At 30.0% G+C, this 17,398-nt stretch carries 15 protein-coding genes; 11 read left to right on the forward strand and 4 right to left on the reverse strand.

The features are described 5' to 3' along the window. Positions 1-6: 6 nt before the first annotated feature. The 4 genes from L3B98_RS07255 to L3B98_RS07270 all read left to right on the forward strand — a co-directional run bounded on the left by L3B98_RS07255 (position 7) and on the right by L3B98_RS07270 (position 7,493). Positions 7-1,383, forward strand: a complete 1,377-nt coding sequence (locus L3B98_RS07255; RefSeq protein ID WP_238916113.1) for an amidohydrolase family protein — start codon at positions 7-9, stop codon at positions 1,381-1,383. Between the two features lie 117 nt (positions 1,384-1,500). After that, a complete protein-coding gene (locus tag L3B98_RS07260) occupies positions 1,501-2,982 on the forward strand; it encodes an aldehyde dehydrogenase family protein (RefSeq protein ID WP_238916114.1) in 1,482 nt (493 codons plus the stop codon). Between the two features lie 335 nt (positions 2,983-3,317). Then, positions 3,318-5,078, forward strand: coding sequence for a diguanylate cyclase (locus L3B98_RS07265; RefSeq protein WP_238916115.1), 1,761 nt, complete (start codon positions 3,318-3,320; stop codon positions 5,076-5,078). 432 nt (positions 5,079-5,510) lie between these two features. Further along, positions 5,511-7,493, forward strand: a complete 1,983-nt coding sequence (locus tag L3B98_RS07270; protein WP_238916116.1) for a methyl-accepting chemotaxis protein — start codon at positions 5,511-5,513, stop codon at positions 7,491-7,493. Between the two features lie 124 nt (positions 7,494-7,617). Here L3B98_RS07270 and L3B98_RS07275 read toward each other — a convergent pair whose 3' ends face one another. The 4 genes from L3B98_RS07275 to L3B98_RS07290 all read right to left on the reverse strand — a co-directional run bounded on the left by L3B98_RS07275 (position 7,618) and on the right by L3B98_RS07290 (position 10,760). Next, positions 7,618-8,328 (reverse strand): thioesterase domain-containing protein, encoded by a 711-nt coding sequence (locus L3B98_RS07275; protein WP_238916117.1) that lies wholly within the window; start codon positions 8,326-8,328, stop codon positions 7,618-7,620. 63 nt (positions 8,329-8,391) lie between these two features. Then, positions 8,392-9,078 (reverse strand): 4'-phosphopantetheinyl transferase superfamily protein, encoded by a 687-nt coding sequence (locus L3B98_RS07280; protein WP_238916118.1) that lies wholly within the window; start codon positions 9,076-9,078, stop codon positions 8,392-8,394. A gap of 134 nt (positions 9,079-9,212) precedes the next feature. Next, positions 9,213-9,353: a hypothetical protein gene (locus L3B98_RS07285; RefSeq protein WP_015393005.1), complete on the reverse strand. Its 141-nt coding sequence runs from the start codon at positions 9,351-9,353 to the stop codon at positions 9,213-9,215. Positions 9,354-9,458: 105 nt separating this feature from the next. Further along, positions 9,459-10,760, reverse strand: a complete 1,302-nt coding sequence (locus tag L3B98_RS07290; protein WP_015393006.1) for a helix-turn-helix transcriptional regulator — start codon at positions 10,758-10,760, stop codon at positions 9,459-9,461. Between the two features lie 292 nt (positions 10,761-11,052). Here L3B98_RS07290 and L3B98_RS07295 point away from each other — a divergent pair, with 292 nt between their 5' ends. The 7 genes from L3B98_RS07295 (at position 11,053) to L3B98_RS07325 (ending at position 17,289) form a co-directional block, all read left to right on the forward strand. Further along, a complete protein-coding gene (locus tag L3B98_RS07295) occupies positions 11,053-11,271 on the forward strand; it encodes an acyl carrier protein (protein ID WP_238916119.1) in 219 nt (72 codons plus the stop codon). A 76-nt stretch (positions 11,272-11,347) separates the two neighbouring features. Beyond that, positions 11,348-12,283, forward strand: a complete 936-nt coding sequence (gene fabK / locus L3B98_RS07300; RefSeq protein ID WP_238916120.1) for an enoyl-[acyl-carrier-protein] reductase FabK — start codon at positions 11,348-11,350, stop codon at positions 12,281-12,283. 64 nt (positions 12,284-12,347) lie between these two features. Further along, positions 12,348-13,583 (forward strand): beta-ketoacyl-ACP synthase II, encoded by a 1,236-nt coding sequence (gene fabF, locus L3B98_RS07305; RefSeq protein ID WP_238916121.1) that lies wholly within the window; start codon positions 12,348-12,350, stop codon positions 13,581-13,583. A gap of 103 nt (positions 13,584-13,686) precedes the next feature. Beyond that, a complete protein-coding gene (accB, locus tag L3B98_RS07310; protein ID WP_238916122.1) occupies positions 13,687-14,199 on the forward strand; it encodes an acetyl-CoA carboxylase biotin carboxyl carrier protein in 513 nt (170 codons plus the stop codon). Positions 14,200-14,263: 64 nt separating this feature from the next. Beyond that, positions 14,264-15,616, forward strand: a complete 1,353-nt coding sequence (locus tag L3B98_RS07315) for an acetyl-CoA carboxylase biotin carboxylase subunit (protein ID WP_238916123.1) — start codon at positions 14,264-14,266, stop codon at positions 15,614-15,616. Next, complete coding sequence (gene accD, locus L3B98_RS07320; RefSeq protein WP_238916124.1) at positions 15,609-16,478, forward strand: acetyl-CoA carboxylase, carboxyltransferase subunit beta; 870 nt, start codon at positions 15,609-15,611, stop codon at positions 16,476-16,478. Before L3B98_RS07315 ends, accD begins: the two co-directional genes overlap by 8 nt. Then, positions 16,471-17,289, forward strand: coding sequence for an acetyl-CoA carboxylase carboxyltransferase subunit alpha (locus L3B98_RS07325; RefSeq protein WP_238916125.1), 819 nt, complete (start codon positions 16,471-16,473; stop codon positions 17,287-17,289). The genes accD and L3B98_RS07325 overlap by 8 nt, the downstream gene beginning before the upstream one ends. The last annotated feature ends 109 nt before the right edge of the window (positions 17,290-17,398 follow it).

Below are 17,398 nucleotides of genomic sequence, written 5' to 3' on the forward strand. Positions count from 1 at the left end.
ATAAATATGATATATGATGTTGTTATAAAAAATGGGACAATAATAGATACGAAGGGGTTAAGAAGTACTGTTGGAAACATTGGGATATTGGATGGAAAAATAAGTGTAATAACAAGAGAAAATATTGTGGGTAATATGGAATTAGAGGTGGAAGGGAAAATAGTATGTCCTGGAATTATAGATATTCATGCTCATGTTGAAGGTAATTTAGATTGTGCAAAGGTCTTGGCAGCTATGGGCGTTACAACTGTATACAATGGGAATTGTGGAATGTCGCCAAATAACTTTAAAGAATTCTTTAAGGAAAATGAGAGTTTTTTGATAAATCAAATAGAGCAAATAGGACATACTGCTTTGAGAGAGAAGGTTGGGGTTAGAGATAGATATAAAGCTGCAAATGGAAAAGAAATTGAGAAAATGAAAGAACTTTTAGAAGAAGCTTTTAATTTGGGAGCTAGTGGTTTATCCTTTGGTCTTGAATATGTACCAGGAAGTTCTATGGTAGAAGTTTTAGAATTAGCAAAAGTTGCAGCAAAATATGGAAAGTTAATATCTATTCATACAAGAGCTGATTGTTATGGAGGTCTTTCTTCATTAAGAGAAACCATTGATATTTCAAGGAAGACAGGAGCAGTAGTGAATATTTCACATTTAGTTTATCAATTTGGAATGGGGATGGCAACAGAAGCTCTTCATATGATAGAAGAAGGGTTAAGAGAGGGTTTAGATATATCCGTGGATAGTGGTTTATATAGTGGGTTTGCAACTGCAATTGGAAGTGCAGTTTTTGACGAAGGGTGTATTGAAAAATGGGGCTGTGATTATAATAGTTTAATTGCTGGAACTGGAAAATATAGAGGTCAGAGGTTAACGAGAGAAATGTATGAAGAGCTTAGAAAAGATTTTCCTGAGGATACTGGAATAGGTATGGTAGGTATGGAATCTGAAGTCTTTGAGATATTAGAAAAACCATATATGATGGTGTCTACTGATGCAGGGACAATGTATGACAAAGGGATTCCAGGACATCCACAAGATGCAGGAACATATCCTAAGTTTTTTAGAACTATGGTAAGAGAACAAAATAGAATTAGTTTGATTGAAGCTATCAGTAAATGTACTTATATGCCTGCAAAGCGCCTAGGATTAATAAATAAGGGAATTATTGATATTGGTGCAGATGCAGATATTTTAGTATTCGATCCTAAAGTTATAGCAGACAAAGCAGATTACCCCTGCTTTGGAGCAACAGACACAAGACCAGAAGGAATAGAATATGTATTTGTCAATGGAGTCATGATAGTAAAAGGAAAAGAAGTTCTAGAAGTAAATCCAGGAAAAATCCTAAAGTCCAAATGTGAACTATGGACCTGGTCCAAATAACTATAAGCCTTAAATTGAGAACTAGTTTCCTACAACTGTAAACTGTAAATTGAAAAATTAAACTGTCTAAAATCAACTGTTAACTGTAAACTGTAAACTGAATAAGTGAGGTGTATTATGGAAATTAAAAAGATGTATATTAATGGAGAATGGGTAGAAGCTATTTCAAAGAAAACAAGAGAGGTAATAAATCCAGCAAATGGACAAATTATTGCTCTTACGACTGAAGGTGGCACTGAAGATACAAAATTAGCAATTGCTGCTGCAAAGGAAGCTTTTTATGGAAAAGGCGAATGGAGAAGAATGAATGCTCAGTCACGAGCTGATATTTTACTTAAAATTGCAGATAAGATTGCAGAAAAAAGAGACAAATTTGCAATGCTAGATACTATAGATAATGGGAAACCGCTTCGCGAAGCTGAGGGGGATATAGATGATGGAATTCATTGTTTTAGGTATTATGCAGGATTAATTACAAAACCTTATGGTGGAGTTTATGATGTTAATGATGGCTTTGGCGAAATGCATTCTTATACAATTCATGAACCAGTTGGCGTATGTGGTCAAATAACTCCTTGGAATTATCCATTTTTAATGGCAGTTTGGAAATTGGCACCAGCAATTGCTGCAGGGAATAGTGTTGTATTTAAGCCAAGTTCAAATACACCATTATCAACTATTGCTTTATTTGAAATCTTTGATGAAGTTGAACTTCCAAAGGGGTGTGTAAATTTAGTTTTAGGATCAGGTGGAACTGTAGGTCAAGAAATAGCTGAAAGTAAAGAGGTTGATATGGTTACTTTCACAGGCAGCACAGAGGTTGGGCAAGGAATAGCAAGAGCAGCAGTTGGAAATCTTAAAAAAGTTGGTTTAGAGCTAGGAGGTAAATCACCTAATATTATCTTTGCTGATGCTGATTTTGAAGGAGCGGTAGAATGGGCAATGGTTGGTATTTTCTTTAATCAAGGAGAAGTTTGTTCAGCAGGCTCACGTATAATTATTGAGGATTCAATAAAAGATAAGTTCGTAGCTCGTCTTGCAGAAAAAGCAAATGCAATGACAATTGGAAATCCTGTAAATAATCCTGATATGGGGCCATTGGTTTCGAAAGAACATATGGAAACTGTATTGAAATATATTGAAATAGGAAAAAAAGAAGGCGCAACTTTAGTTTGTGGTGGAGAAAGCTATACAGAAGGAGAATGTGCAGAAGGATATTATGTTAGACCAACTATATTTGATAACTGCACACCGGAAATGACTATTGTTAAAGAAGAAATTTTTGGCCCAGTAGTAACAATACAAACCTTTAAGACAGAAGAAGAAGCTATAGCTTTAGCAAATGATACAGTTTATGGTTTAGCTGGAGCTGTATTTACATCAGATGGAACTAGAGCCTTAAAGGTGATAAAAGAAATTCGAGCTGGTATCACATGGATAAACTGCTATAATCCAACATTTAATGAAGCGCCTTGGGGTGGTTATAAAATGAGTGGATATGGAAGAGAATTAGGTGTGCATGGTTTAGAGGAATATCAAGAAATCAAACAAATTAATATTAATTTAACACCAGGACCTATTGGATGGTATGAACATTAAAATATACCTAGTAAATATGAAAATGGAAAGATGCTGTTGCTATGGCATCTTTTTAATTTATTAAATTAAGTTAAGTATTGTTAATAATAATAAAAAATATAGAATATTATGTCGCATTAAGATATAATCTTATTATTATAAAAATTATCTTTAAAACCTATATATTACTAGAAAATCCGTTAAATTGCTGCCAGTGAAAATATTTCTAAAATAATCATTCATTAGACAAAATAATAGTTTATTTAAGTAGGTATTGGTGGCACATAAGAAAAGCATCTAAATATTATAAAATTATAGCCTAAAAACAAATGTAAAAAGTGAAAGGATGAACAAATATGATTGAGGGTATAGAACATAAGAAAATATTAAAAAAGTTATCTTTTGGATATGCATTACATAAAATAATTTTAGATGCCAAAGGTGTTCCGATTGATTATGAATACATAGAGGTTAATGAAGCCTTTGAAAAGTTTATTGGTTTAGAGAAAAAAGATATTATTGGTAAAAAAATAACGGAATTATCTCCTTGTATGGATAATAGTGATTTAGAGTTAATAAAAAGATATGGGAATGTTGCTATAAACAATTTAGAAGATGAATTTGAGCAGTATTCTAAAAAAATGAAAAAATGGTATAAAGTACAAGCATATTCACCAAAGAAATACTATTTTATTGCTTATTATATTGATGTAGCTAATCAAATAAGGGAAAGAGAAGTTTTTAAAAGTATACTTGTATCAATTACTGAAGGAATAATTGCAACTGATTTGTCTGGAAGAATTAAGATTATTAATGAGACAGCGGAGTTGATTACAGGTTTTAAGGAAAATGAATTGGCTGATGGAAATATATTTGAGATTATAGGAATATGTGATGGTACTGGAAAAGACATTTTTGATTTTATAAATAAAGGTGGAGTATTAAAGGAAAGAAAGAATATTATTAAATCAAAAACAGGAAGAGAAGTTCCAATAGAATATAGTATATCTCCAGTGAAAGATAGTAATGGGGATATATATGGAATTGTAATTAGTTTTAAAGACATAACTGAAAAAATTAGCAAAGATAAAGAACTTGATTATGTAACTTATCATGATAGTTTAACTGGAGCTTATAATAGAACCTTTTTCAATAATCAAATAGAGAATATAGATAAAATGGATAATTATCCATTATCTATTATAATGGGAGATGTAAATGGTTTAAAACTTACAAATGATGCGTTTGGACATCTTATGGGAGATAGATTACTTAAATCAGCAGCTGATATTATGAAAAGAATTTGTAGGAAAAGTGACCTTTTAGTTAGATGGGGTGGCGATGAATTTATTATTCTACTACCTAAAACTTCATATGAAGATGTTGCCCAAATAAGTGAGAGAATAAAGGAAGAATGTCTAAAGGAAAATATAGAATTACTAAATATATCAATTTCTTTAGGCTATGATACAAAAAAAGACAAAGATGAAGACATAATGAAGATAGTTACTAATGCTGAGGAAATGATGTATAAAGTAAAAATGCTTGAAAGTAAAAGTACAAAGAGCAGGACTCTTAAGTTAATAATTAATACCTTACATGAAAAAAGTGAAGAGGATGGATTACATTCAAAGAATACAAGAAAAATTTGTAGGTTAATAGGGGAAGCTATTGGAATGACAAAAGAAAAAATTTCAGAACTTGAAATTTTAGGGGAAATTCATGATATAGGAAAGGTAGCTATTTCAAAGGATATTTTAAATAAACCTGGAAAGTTAAATGAAGCAGAATGGGAAGAAATGAAGAAGCATCCACAAATAGGATATCATATAGTTTCTTCTTCAAGTGATATAGCATTTTTAGCTGAAAGTGTTCTTGCACACCATGAAAGATATGATGGTACTGGTTATCCTAAAGGTCTTAAAAGTGAGGAAATACCATTAATGGCAAGAATCTTAAGCATAGCAGATGCTTATGAAACAGAAGTAAACAGTAGAAAATACAGAGAAAAATTAAAAAAAGAAGAGGCAATTGCAGAATTATTACAAAACTCTGGAAGTCATTTTGATCCTAAATTAGTTAGGATATTTATTGATAAAGTTATAAATAAACTATAGGTTTGTTCTCAATTATTGGAATAATTCTTGTGATTTAGAAAGAAAAACCGCAAATTTGCGGTTTCTTCTTTGGTAAAAAGTATTAGATCAAATATTTACTAATTATTGCACATTTTGCATCAAGAGTTCAAAAAATACAAAAAATAACTATAATATACATAGGCTGTATTCTAATATGGGTATTTTTATGATATATTTTATATATAAATATATTTTTTTGTTTTTAAGTGTCTGAAAATTTTTAAAATTAAAATTATTTATTTATGAGAGGTGAGAAAAGTGGTTAAATTATTAAATAATACTAAATTAGGGTATAAATTGATTACAATTTTACTTATTCCTGTGTTTGCATTAACTGCAGTTAGGCCAATAACATATTAGGCCTATTATTTTTATTAAATATGATTTTACAGAAATTAAAAATACGGGGAGATGAATTTTTTGATAAAGGAATTAAAATTAGGAACAAAAATAATTTCATTACTTATAGTACTTGTTGTTGTATCTACAGTGACAATAGGAATAATTTCAACAAATTCACAAGTTTCTATTATCACTAATAATCTAACATATACAACAAAAGAATTATCAGCAGGATTAAGTGAGAAAATTGACGCGTTTTTAAATGAACATACTTCAGTCTTGGAATCTGCAGCAGTAACAAATGACATAAAATTATACAATAATGAAGAGCAAACAAAACTTCTTGCTCAAATAAATAAAAAACATTCAGATTTTGTACTTATCTTTGTAACTAATGCTTCAGGGAAGCAAATAGCAAGATCAGATGGAAAAACTCAATTTGATGATTTGTCAGATAGAGATTACATAAAAACAGCATTATCAAGTAAAAAAACAGTAGTTAGTGATGTTATAATTTCGAAAACAACAGGAAAACCTGCAGCAGTTATAGCTGTACCAATATTTAATGAAAATAACCAGCTTCAAGGTGTTTTAGGTGGGACTTTAGATTTAGCTGTAATAGATGAAATGAGAAACAAAATTAAAATTGGAGAAACTGGATACGCGTTTGTAACTGATAAACAAGGTCAAATATTAGTACATCCCGATCAAAAAATGAAAGAAGAGAGAACTAATGTTTCGGATATGGAAGTTGTAAAGAGAGCTTTAAGTGGTGAAGCCGGAGCAATTTCTTATGAATATGGAGGTGAAAAAGTATTCGGAAGTTATACTGCTGTTCCAATTACTGGGTGGGCAGTTGTAGTAAGACAAACTCAAGATGATGCATTTTCTACAATTAATAATATTAAAATTAAAATGATAGGTATAGGAGTAGTTATTTTAGCAATTACAATTATAGTTGGAATTATCTTATCTAAAAGTATGGTTAAACCATTGCTAATATTGACGCAAGCAGCAAAACAATTATCTCAAGGGAATTTAAAGTATGATTTTCATACAAATATTGGTGGAGAAATTGGTGAATTATCGAAAGCATTTATAGATATGAGAGAAAATTTAATAATATTAGTTAAGCAAATATCTTTAGCAGCAGATAATGTAACAGTTTCATCTAAAGATGTATTGGATTCGTCGAAGCAAGCTGAAATGGTCGCTGGCCAAATTGCTGAGACAACAACACAATTAGCAATGGGAGGAGATGAACAAGCAAGAAGCGTTCAAAATACATTAGGTGCAATTAACAAAATTGTTGAATCTATTGATGAAATTGCAGAAAGCAGTAAAAATTCTTTTGAATCATCAGTTAAAGCAGAAGATTTAGTTAAGACTGGAAGCGGAATTGTTGAGACACAAAATTTGAAGATGAAGGATAGCACCAATGCAGTTGAGGAAGTAGCTAAAGTAGTTTTTGTATTAAATGATAAGACTGTTCAAATTGGACAAATTATACAAGTAATTGAAAGTGTTGCAGAGCAAACAAATTTATTGGCATTAAATGCGGCTATTGAAGCTGCAAGAGCAGGAGAGCAGGGAAAAGGTTTTGCAGTTGTAGCAGATCAAGTTAGGAAACTTGCAGAAGAATCTCAAGCATCAATTGGAAAAATTCAAGCGATTATAAAAGATATTCAAAATACAACGAATACCGCAGTTGATAGTGTTAAAAATGCAACTGAAATTATTAATAGCCAAAATCAATCAGTAGAAAATACTTCAATAATATTTAATGATATTTTGAAAAATGTTAACCTAATAGCAAAAGAGATTAGGGAGGTTTCTAATTTTACGGATGGAGTGAAAGATGCAGGTGAAAATATTCAGCAAGATATGGAAAGAATTTTAGCTGTTTCAGAAGAAACAGCAGCAAGTACACAGGAAGTAACTGCGTCTACAGAAGAACAGGCAACTTATAGTGAAAATATTGTAAATGAAGTTGAAAAATTAAGTGTATTGGCTGCTGAGCTAAAGAAATGTATAAGTACATTTCAAGTATAGTCACATTAATAATAAGTATAGAGATATAAATGATGATGGAACTCACTTTTGTGGGTTCCTTTGTTTATAGCATTTTATGTTGCTTTTAAAATAGTTTTTTTAAAAGTGAATATATAAATAATAGTTAATATTTAAAAGAAAGAGTATTGTTAATTAAAGTTGTAATATCTGAAGTGTGGTCTTTTAAGAAAAAATGTCCTCCAGAAAATTTTAAAAAAGTACATTGTTTTTTTGTATGATATGTCCATTCTTCAATTTTATTAGCTGTTAAAAAATCATCTTGACCATATAAAATAGAAAAATTGCAAGGTAAAAGTTTGTCTTTTTTACAATAAATATAATTCTCTACAGCTTTGAAATCTGTTTTTAATATTGGAAGGAAAAGTTTTGACCATTCTTCATTTTTTAGAGCTTCTATTGGAGTTCCTCCTAATTGTACTATTTTTTGCTTAAATTCAAGATCGTTTAAATTATTGATTGGGTTAAAGCTATTTTCTATATGAGGTGCTAGTTTGCCTGAAAAGAAAACATGTGTAGGTGAATTGAAATTTTCAGATATTAATTTATAGCTAAGTTCATAAGCAATAAGAGCTCCCATACTATGTCCAAATAATGAATATTCATCTCCTTTATCTAAACTTTTTTCTATAATAAGAAATATATCTTCTAAAATATCATTTATGTTTTCTAATAAAGGTTTGTTAAATCGATTTCCTCTACCAGCATATTCTATAGGAATTAATTTAATTGAAGGATATAAAAATTTTCTCCATTTTTCATATATAACTGAGGAACCGCCAGCATAAGGGAAACAAAAAAGTTTGATTTCTTTCATAGTTATATTTTTCCTTTCACTATTACTAAATGTTCAGATATTAAGTACAATCTAATACTTATTTTAAGTTTTTATTTGTTCAAGTAGATTTAAAGAGTATAAGTTTTTTAATATAATTTCTCTTGGAAAGGAATCCTTTATTGTACAAACAGAAAGTTTGTAATTTTTATCAATATCAAATTGTTTAAAGAAGCAATTTGTAAAATCATTTTTTGTCTGAAGTATAAATTTATTTTTATTAATTTCAATTGAAAAGGAACGCAAATCTAGATTTAACCCCATACCATAGGCTTTAATATAGCTTTCTTTTAAGGTCCATAAATCATAAAAATGCTCTATTCTTTTTAGAGGAGCAGTTTTAATAAGGTCAAAATACTCTTTTTCTGAAAAAAAATGTTTTGCAATATCTAAATCAAATCTATCAACCTTCTCTATATCAATACCTATTTCGCAATCATTAATAGCACATACAACCCAGTCGCCAGAATGTGAAATATTAAAAAAGATATGAGGACCATTTATTAAATAAGGTTTACCATATGCATTGTAGTTAAATTTTATATTTCGAATTTGAAAATCACAAAGTAGAGCTTCCATAATTAAGATATCTCCAATTAATGACCTGTCAGCATCTTCTGTTTTTATGAATTTATTAATTTTTTCTTGTTTTTCTTCAGATAAAAAAGATAATAAATTATTAAATAATGGTTGTGGAATGGTTTGATTTATTTTTAATGCATATATTTTCATTATTAACTTAAATCCTTCCAAATAACAGAAATGTAAAAATGAACTAAGGATTTATGTCAAGTATATTGGCATAAATCCTTAGTTATAATTGACTTGAAAATTATTTGAATATGTATTAACAAATTTAAATAATTTTAGCCCCATGGAGCACTTTCGTCTAAATGCACCTTTGCTGGGTTTGAATTATTAGTTTTTGCAGTAGTAGCATTTAAGACTAGAGTTAGCGCAAAGCAAGATAAAAATAGAGATACGCCTTTTATTAATTTCTTTTTCATATTATCACCTCAATTGCATTATACTACAAAATATTTTTAAAATGCAACAATTATAATTTAAATTTTGTGGCATTAACTAAAATTTAACATTTAAAATCTAAATTATTATGAAATATAGTTTGTAAGTGGCGTATTTTTATTTAATTCTAATGTCATTAATATATATTTTTTGGCTTCATCAATGTTATTTTCTTCCAAATATATAATGGATAGCTTATTATAAATTATAGTTAATTCTTTATGTTTATTAAGTTTGTTAAGGATCTTAATAAGATTAAAGTACAGTTCTTTTAATTTTGAAGTGCTATGAAGAATTTCATATATACGTGCAAGTTCAGAAATTCCTTTTAATATATATTCATAATCAATATAAATTTCAGCTAGCCTTAGTCCCGATTCTATTAATTCTATTGCATCATTTAAAAGACCTTGCTTAATAAAAACTCCTGATTTTTCAATGATTGTATGAGATAAATTTGTCGTATTAGTTTTTAATTTAAATTCTTCGGCCATATTAAAATATTTTAGACTATTAGTAAGATCATCCTTGTTTAAATACGCTAATCCTAGATTGTTATAAATGTATCCTAGTGGAGGAATATCAGATGTAATTTCATTTAATAAGGACTGATATGTAGTTATTGCAATATCATAATTAAACATAGCCTCATAGCAATTCGCTTTAAGGATGATAGCGTTAACATAGTCAATAAATTCATTTTCCTTGTTAATTAAAGTCAGGTAAAGATTAATATATTTTAAAGCTTCTTCAGTTTTTTTTAATTCCATATAGCATTTTGAGCCGTTGTATAACGATCTTTTTTCTATTGTTTTATCCTTATACATTTTTGCATATTCGTTTGATAAATGAAAAAATGATAATGCTTGTGCATAACTTAATAACATAGCATTGCAAAGTCCAACTTTTAAATATAGATGAGCTATTTTTTCATTTTGATTTATATTTTTTAAAATGTCTATTGAACAATTATAATAAAAAAAAGCATTATAGTAATCTTTTTCACTATAATAATAATCTCCTGATTTCTCATTACAAATAGCTTTTATACTTGTTAAATTAAATTTATCAGCTATTTCTAGAAGTTGATTTATTTCTGTAACATTATTAATTTCTTCAATTTTTTTAAAACAATATAATTCAGCATCTTCTGCTGGAGATCGTAGTAAGAATTCAGAGCTTATGTCTAAGGAAATATCAAGTTCCTCAGCTCTTTTTTTAAATTTTTCAACTAGAGTTGAAGCAACTTTGCTGTTCAAATCTCTTTTCCCTATCTCAATCATACTAATTAGTCCTCTAGTAATGTTATCATCAGTTAAATCTTCTTGCCTCATCTTTAAATACTTTCTTGTTGATTTAAGTTTTTGACCATTAGTTAAGAATTTCATTTTAACCACCTTAATTTGAATTTTGTACTAGTTATTATAAATGATTATAACACTAATTAACAAGAAATTAAAAAAACTTTTATTTTCAAAAAATATATTATGCTAAAAAAACATAATGCAACAAAAATAATAAATATTTGTTGCATTATGTTTTTTGTTATTATATAATCCAATTAAAACATAAATTTTTAAAATTTGTATAAATTTCATGTTAAATTATAGGTTTATTTCTATTTATATTATTTCATAAATAGAGTTGAATTATTAAATTAAAAAAATGGAGGAATTGACTATGTTATTTGAAGAAATTAGGGGAATGATTTGTGAACAATTAGGGATTGAAGAGAAAGAGGTGAGCTTAGAAACAACTTTTGAAGAATTAGGTGCTGATTCATTAGACTTATTTCAAATAATAACTGATCTTGAAGAAAAGTATGAAATTCAAATAGAAGATGTGGAAGGATTGAAAACAATCAAAGATGTTATAGAGTATGTAGAAAAAAGTAAATAATACTAGATTCAATTTTGTCTGTAGTTCGGATGGCGATCATACTAATAAAATTTACATAGTTTTAGGAGGGTTTATAATGGAAAACAATAGAGTTTGCGACCTATTAGAAATTGAATATCCTATATTTCAGGGGGCTATGGCGAGAATTGCAGATGCTTCTTTAGTTTCAGCAGTAAGTGAAGCAGGAGGATTAGGAATAATAACAGGAGCAGCACCAACTGAATGGGTAAGAGAACAAATACAAAAAACTAAGAAACTAACAAATAAACCTTTTGGCGTAAACATAATGCTAATGACAGAAAATGCCGATGAAATAGCAGATCTAGTTTGTGAAGAAAAAGTGCCAGTAGTAACAACTGGAGCTGGAAGCCCAGGGAAGTATATGGAGAAGTGGAAAGCTCATGGCATAAAGGTTATACCAGTAGTTGCTTCAGTAGCACTAGCTAAGAGAATGGAAAAAGCGGGAGCTAATGCAATTATAGCTGAAGGAACTGAATCAGGAGGGCATGTAGGTCAATTAACAACCATGGCCCTAGTTCCTCAAGTTGTTGATTCTGTTAATATACCTGTTATAGCAGCAGGTGGTATAGGAGATGGTAGAGGGGTTGCAGCTTCATTTATGCTTGGAGCAGAAGCAATTCAAGTTGGAACAAGATTTTTAGTAGCCAAAGAATGCACAATACATCAAAATTACAAGAACAAAGTATTAAGTGCTAAGGATATAGACACAGAAGTAACAGGAAGGCCAACTGGTCATCCTGTTAGAGTTCTTAGAAATAAGCTTACAAGGAATTTTCTTAAGTTAGAGAAAGAAGGAGCATCAATTGAAGAATTGGAAAAACTTGGTGTGGGCGCGCTGAAAAAAGCTGTTGTTGATGGAGATATTGATAATGGATCACTTATGTCTGGTCAAATAGCTGGGCTTATTAATAGAGAACAAACTTGTAAAGAAATGATTATAGAACTATTTGATGAAGCAAAAGTTTTGTTCACGCAATTTGGATATAGATAAGGGCAGGAATATAGTAGTATAAGTTGATGTCGAAGTGTCAATATAATGGAGGAAAACTTTAAATATGAAAAGAAGAGTTGTTATTACTGGAATGGGTGCTTTAACTCCAATTGGTAATAATGTTGATACCTTTTGGAATAGTACAAAAGAAGGAATGTTGGGGATAGATTTCATTACTGCAATAGATAAAGAATTGATGGATGTAAAAATTGCGGGAGAAGTAAAGAATTTTAACCCTGAAATTATATTTGGAAAAAAGGAAGTAAAAAGGTTAGATAGGTTTGTTCAGTTTGCTTTAGCCGCATCTGACGAAGCTATAAAAGACTTTGGGATAGATTTAAATAAAATAAATAAAGAGAGATTTGGAGTGATGTTAGGGTCTGGTGTTGGAGGTTATGAAACTACTGAACAAGGAGTCACTCAGCTTTATACGAGTGCAACAAACAAATTAACTCCATTTTTTATACCAATGTCAATAATAAACTTAGGAGCAGGAAATGTAGCTATAAAATATGGTTTAAAAGGACCATGTACATCAGCTGTAACTGCATGTGCAACTGGAACAAATAATATTGGAGATGCATTTAGATCAATAAAGCATGGCTATGCAGATATAATGCTTTCAGGTGGTACTGAAGCGGCAATAACCAGACTTGGCATTTCTGGATTTAATAGCATGAGAGCCTTGAATACTAGTAATGATCCAGCAAACGCATCTATTCCTTTTGATAAAAATAGAAGTGGATTTGTAATGGGAGAAGGAGCTGGAGTCGTAATCCTTGAAGCCTTAGAACATGCAATAATGAGAGGGGCTAATATTATTGCTGAAATTGTAGGTTATGGTTCAACTTGTGATGCATATCATATTACTTGCCCAGACACAGAAGGAAATGGTGCTTCCAGAGCCATGAAGTGTGCTATAGAAGAGGCTGGAATAAAATTAGAAGAAGTTTCATATATAAATGCTCATGGTACTTCAACAGAACTAAATGATAAATTTGAAACCATAGCTATTAAAAAAACTTTTGGACAAGGCGCTTATAAAATACCAGTATCTTCAACAAAATCTATGACAGGACATCTTTTAGGAGCAGCAGGTGCAATTGAAACAATAATATGTGCAAAAGCACTTCAAGATGGTTTTATACCACCAACAATTGGATATAAAACAAAAGATGAAGAGTTAGATTTAGATTATGTGCCTAACAAAGGAAGAAAGCAAGATTTGGAATATGCAATGACTAATTCCTTAGGCTTTGGCGGTCATAATGCAACATTATTATTAAAAAAATGGAAATAACACTAGATACGAAGTAAGAAGTTAGGATAAAAGTTAAGAATATATCTAAAATTACTCAAAACTCTTAACTCCTAACTCATAACTGATTAATTTGGAGGTTTTTATGGATTTTGAGAAGGTTGAACAGTTAATTAAATTGGTAGATGCTTCAAGCTTGGCTTTTTTTGAGATTAAAAATGGAAATGAACATATAAGAATGGATAAATCATTAAATAGAAGTATTTCCAATAATTCTACTAAATTTGAGAGTTGTAATAGTATTGCTGACATGCCAGTAATTAAAGAAACAATTGAAAAAGAAAAAGTTGAAACTCAGATAGTTGAAGTGAATGAATTAGAAAAGTCTGAAAAGGAAACTATGATAGAAGATAAAAATTTAAAGGTTATAACTTCACCTATGGTTGGAACCTTTTATTCTTCAGCTTCTCCAGAAAGCGAAGCATTTGTAACAGAAGGTGACACAATAAATAAAGGAAAGATTATTTGTATTATTGAAGCTATGAAACTTATGAATGAAATAGAAAGTGATGTTAATGGTGTAGTTATTGAATGTTTAGCTAAAAATAACCAAATGGTAGAATATGGGCAACCGCTTTTTAAAGTCAAGGGGGAATAAGATATGCTTAATATTAATCAATTGAAAGATAGTATTTTGCATTGAAGTAGGATAGGTGAGAGCAATGTTAAAGAAGGTACTAATTGCCAATAGAGGCGAAATTGCAGTTAGAATAATTAGAGCTTGCAGAGAAATGGGAATAAGTACAGTTGCAGTTTATTCAGAAGCAGATAAAGAAGCTCTACATACTCAATTAGCTGATGAAGCTGTGTGTATTGGTTCTGCAATGCCTAAAGATAGCTATTTAAATATAACAAATATTTTAAGTGCATGTGTTTTAACAGGAGCTGATGCTATACATCCAGGCTTTGGATTTTTATCTGAGAATCCAAAATTTGCAAAGATGTGTAAACAATGTAACATAAAATTTATTGGGCCTGATTATGAAACAATAGAAATGATGGGAAACAAAGCAGAAGCTAGAAAGATAATGAAAATATCAGGAGTTCCTGTCGTTCCTGGATATGAGGGCGAAATAAGAGATGAAAATCATGCCTTAGAAATAGCAAAAGAAATTGGATATCCAATAATGATAAAAGCATCAGCTGGTGGTGGTGGAAAAGGAATAAGAATTGCTCATAATGATGAAGAATTTTTATTAGGCTTTAAAACTGCTAAAGCAGAAGCAAAGGCTTGTTTTGGAGATGATTCTTTATATATAGAAAAATTTGTTCAAAAACCAAAGCATATTGAATTTCAAATATTAGCAGATGAACATGGAAATGTAATTCATTTATGTGAAAGAGAATGTTCTATGCAAAGAAAAAACCAAAAGGTTTTAGAAGAAGCTCCATCTAATGTACTTACGCCAGAATTAAGAGAAAAGATGGGTGAAATTGCAAAAAAGGCAGCTCTTGCAGTAGATTATAAAAATGCAGGAACTATAGAATTCTTATTTGATAAAGATAATAATTTTTATTTTATGGAAATGAACACAAGAATACAAGTAGAACATCCAATTACAGAAATGATTACAGGTATTGATTTAGTTAAGCAACAACTAAAGATAGCAGCAGGAGAAAAACTTGAATTTACTCAAGATGATATAAAAATAAAAGGGCATGCAATAGAATGCAGAGTCAATGCAGAAGATCCAGAACATGACTTTAGACCTTGTCCAGGAAAAATAGAAGAACTTTGCATTCCAGGGGGGATGGGGGTAAGGGTTGATTCAGCAATATATTGTGGGTATAAAATACCACACTGTTATGATTCAATGGTAGCTAAGCTTATTACTTTCGGAAATCATAGGAATGAAGCAATTGTGAAAATGAATAGAGCTTTGATAGAATTTGCAGTTGGTGGAGTTAAGACTAATATTGATTTTCAGTTATCTATACTTGAAACAAAAGAATTTCTAGAAGGGGATTACGATACTTCATTTTTAGCAGAAAAGATGGTGAATAAGAATGCTTAAGGACTTATTCAAAAAGAAGAAATATGGTGTAGTTAAACATTTAATAGTAAAAAAGAACCATTCCGATAATAAGCCTAATATTCCATCGGGAATGTGGAAAAAATGTGATAAGTGTAATTCTATGCTTTATATTGAAGATTTAGAAAAGTCTAAATATGTTTGTCCTAATTGTGATTATCATTTTAGATTAAATTCTGAAGATAGAATAAAAATATTTTTTGATAAACATACTTTTAGAGAATTATTTAAAAACTTAAGAACTACAAATCCGTTAAACTTTAAAGATTATGAAGAAAAACTAAAGGGTGGAAAAACAAATAGTACAGAAGCTGTTGTTACTGGAATTGGAAAAGTATATGGAATTGAAGTAGCAGGTGCAGTTATGGATAGTTTCTTTATGATGGGAAGTATGGGAACGGTAGTTGGAGAAAAGATTACAAGACTTGTAGAATATGCGACAGAAAATAAACTGCCATTAATAATTTTTACAACCTCAGGTGGAGCTAGAATGCAGGAAGGTATCTTTTCATTAATGCAAATGGCAAAGATAAGTGCAGCTATTGCAAAGCATGATGAAGCTGGACTTTTATATATAACCATACTTACAGATCCGACAACTGGGGGGGTGACAGCAAGCTTTGCTATGGAGGGAGATATTATCCTAAGTGAACCGAATGCACTTGTTGGCTTTGCAGGAAGAAGAGTAATTGAAAATACAATTAAAGAAAGTCTTCCAGATGATTTTCAAAAAGCAGAATTTTTAATTAAAAAAGGCTTTATAGATGGAATTGTACCGAGAAGAAATATGAGGGGATTAATACATAAAATTCTTGTTTTACATGAGGTGAAAAACTATGAATAAGGATTTGATAAAGATAAATGTAACACCATGGGAAAGTGTTGAAATAGCAAGACATAAAGATAGACCAACTGGAAAATATTATATTGAAACAATATTTAAAGACTTTATTGAGTTTCATGGTGATAGAACTTATGGAGATGATAAAGCTATAATTGGAGGTATTGCATCACTTAATGACATAAGTGTTACAGTAATAGCAATTACAAAGGGATCTAACACAGTTGAAAATATAGAAAGAAATTTTGGAATGCCAAATCCTGAAGGATATAGGAAAGCATTAAGACTTATGAAGCAGGCTGAAAAGTTTAAAAGACCTGTAATATGTTTTATAGATACTCCAGGAGCTTTTCCAGGAATTGGTGCTGAAGAAAGAGGCCAAGGACAAGCTATTGCAAATAATCTTTTTGAACTTAGCAGACTAAAAACACCTATAATATCTATTTTAACAGGCGAAGGCGGAAGTGGTGGAGCTTTAGCACTTGCAGTTGCTGATAAGATTTTTATGTTGGAACATTCTATATATTCAATTCTTTCCCCAGAAGGTTTTGCGTCAATATTATGGAAAGATTCAAGTAGAGCAAAAGAAGCAGCAGCTGTTATGAAGATAACAGCTAAAGATTTAAAAGATTTTAATATAATTGATGACATTATTAGAGAACCTAGAGGTGGAGCACATAAAACTCCTAGTAAAACAGCAAAAAATATTAAAGAAATAATTGAAAATGCATTTGAAGAATTAAAGAATAGAGAGGTTAACCTTTTATTAGAAGATAGATATAAAAAGTTCAGGCAAATGGGAAACTTTTATTAAGCTAGAATAAATAATAAAGGGCTGAGCTTAGTTTAATTATTTAATGGATTATAATTGAATAAATGTAAAAAAATAAAATAAAATTTAAATTAAACTTATACTATATATG

The sequence above is a fragment of the Clostridium sp. YIM B02555 genome (genome assembly GCF_022320955.1).
Lineage (GTDB): Bacteria > Bacillota > Clostridia > Clostridiales > Clostridiaceae > Clostridium > Clostridium saccharoperbutylacetonicum.

Excerpts from the sequence above, each read along its gene's own strand:
- accB (WP_238916122.1), top strand. The coding sequence starts at position 13,687 with ATGGATTTTGAGAAGGTTGAACAGTTAATTAAATTGGTAGATGCTTCA.
- accD (WP_238916124.1), top strand. The coding sequence starts at position 15,609 with ATGCTTAAGGACTTATTCAAAAAGAAGAAATATGGTGTAGTTAAACAT.
- L3B98_RS07315 (WP_238916123.1), top strand. The coding sequence starts at position 14,264 with ATGTTAAAGAAGGTACTAATTGCCAATAGAGGCGAAATTGCAGTTAGA.
- L3B98_RS07325 (WP_238916125.1), top strand. The coding sequence starts at position 16,471 with ATGAATAAGGATTTGATAAAGATAAATGTAACACCATGGGAAAGTGTT.
- L3B98_RS07270 (WP_238916116.1), top strand. The coding sequence starts at position 5,511 with ATGAATTTTTTGATAAAGGAATTAAAATTAGGAACAAAAATAATTTCA.
- L3B98_RS07285 (WP_015393005.1), bottom strand. The coding sequence starts at position 9,353 with ATGAAAAAGAAATTAATAAAAGGCGTATCTCTATTTTTATCTTGCTTT.
- fabK (WP_238916120.1), top strand. The coding sequence starts at position 11,348 with ATGGAAAACAATAGAGTTTGCGACCTATTAGAAATTGAATATCCTATA.
- L3B98_RS07255 (WP_238916113.1), top strand. The coding sequence starts at position 7 with ATGATATATGATGTTGTTATAAAAAATGGGACAATAATAGATACGAAG.
- L3B98_RS07275 (WP_238916117.1), bottom strand. The coding sequence starts at position 8,328 with ATGAAAGAAATCAAACTTTTTTGTTTCCCTTATGCTGGCGGTTCCTCA.
- L3B98_RS07290 (WP_015393006.1), bottom strand. The coding sequence starts at position 10,760 with ATGAAATTCTTAACTAATGGTCAAAAACTTAAATCAACAAGAAAGTAT.
- L3B98_RS07260 (WP_238916114.1), top strand. The coding sequence starts at position 1,501 with ATGGAAATTAAAAAGATGTATATTAATGGAGAATGGGTAGAAGCTATT.
- fabF (WP_238916121.1), top strand. The coding sequence starts at position 12,348 with ATGAAAAGAAGAGTTGTTATTACTGGAATGGGTGCTTTAACTCCAATT.
- L3B98_RS07295 (WP_238916119.1), top strand. The coding sequence starts at position 11,053 with ATGTTATTTGAAGAAATTAGGGGAATGATTTGTGAACAATTAGGGATT.
- L3B98_RS07280 (WP_238916118.1), bottom strand. The coding sequence starts at position 9,078 with ATGAAAATATATGCATTAAAAATAAATCAAACCATTCCACAACCATTA.
- L3B98_RS07265 (WP_238916115.1), top strand. The coding sequence starts at position 3,318 with ATGATTGAGGGTATAGAACATAAGAAAATATTAAAAAAGTTATCTTTT.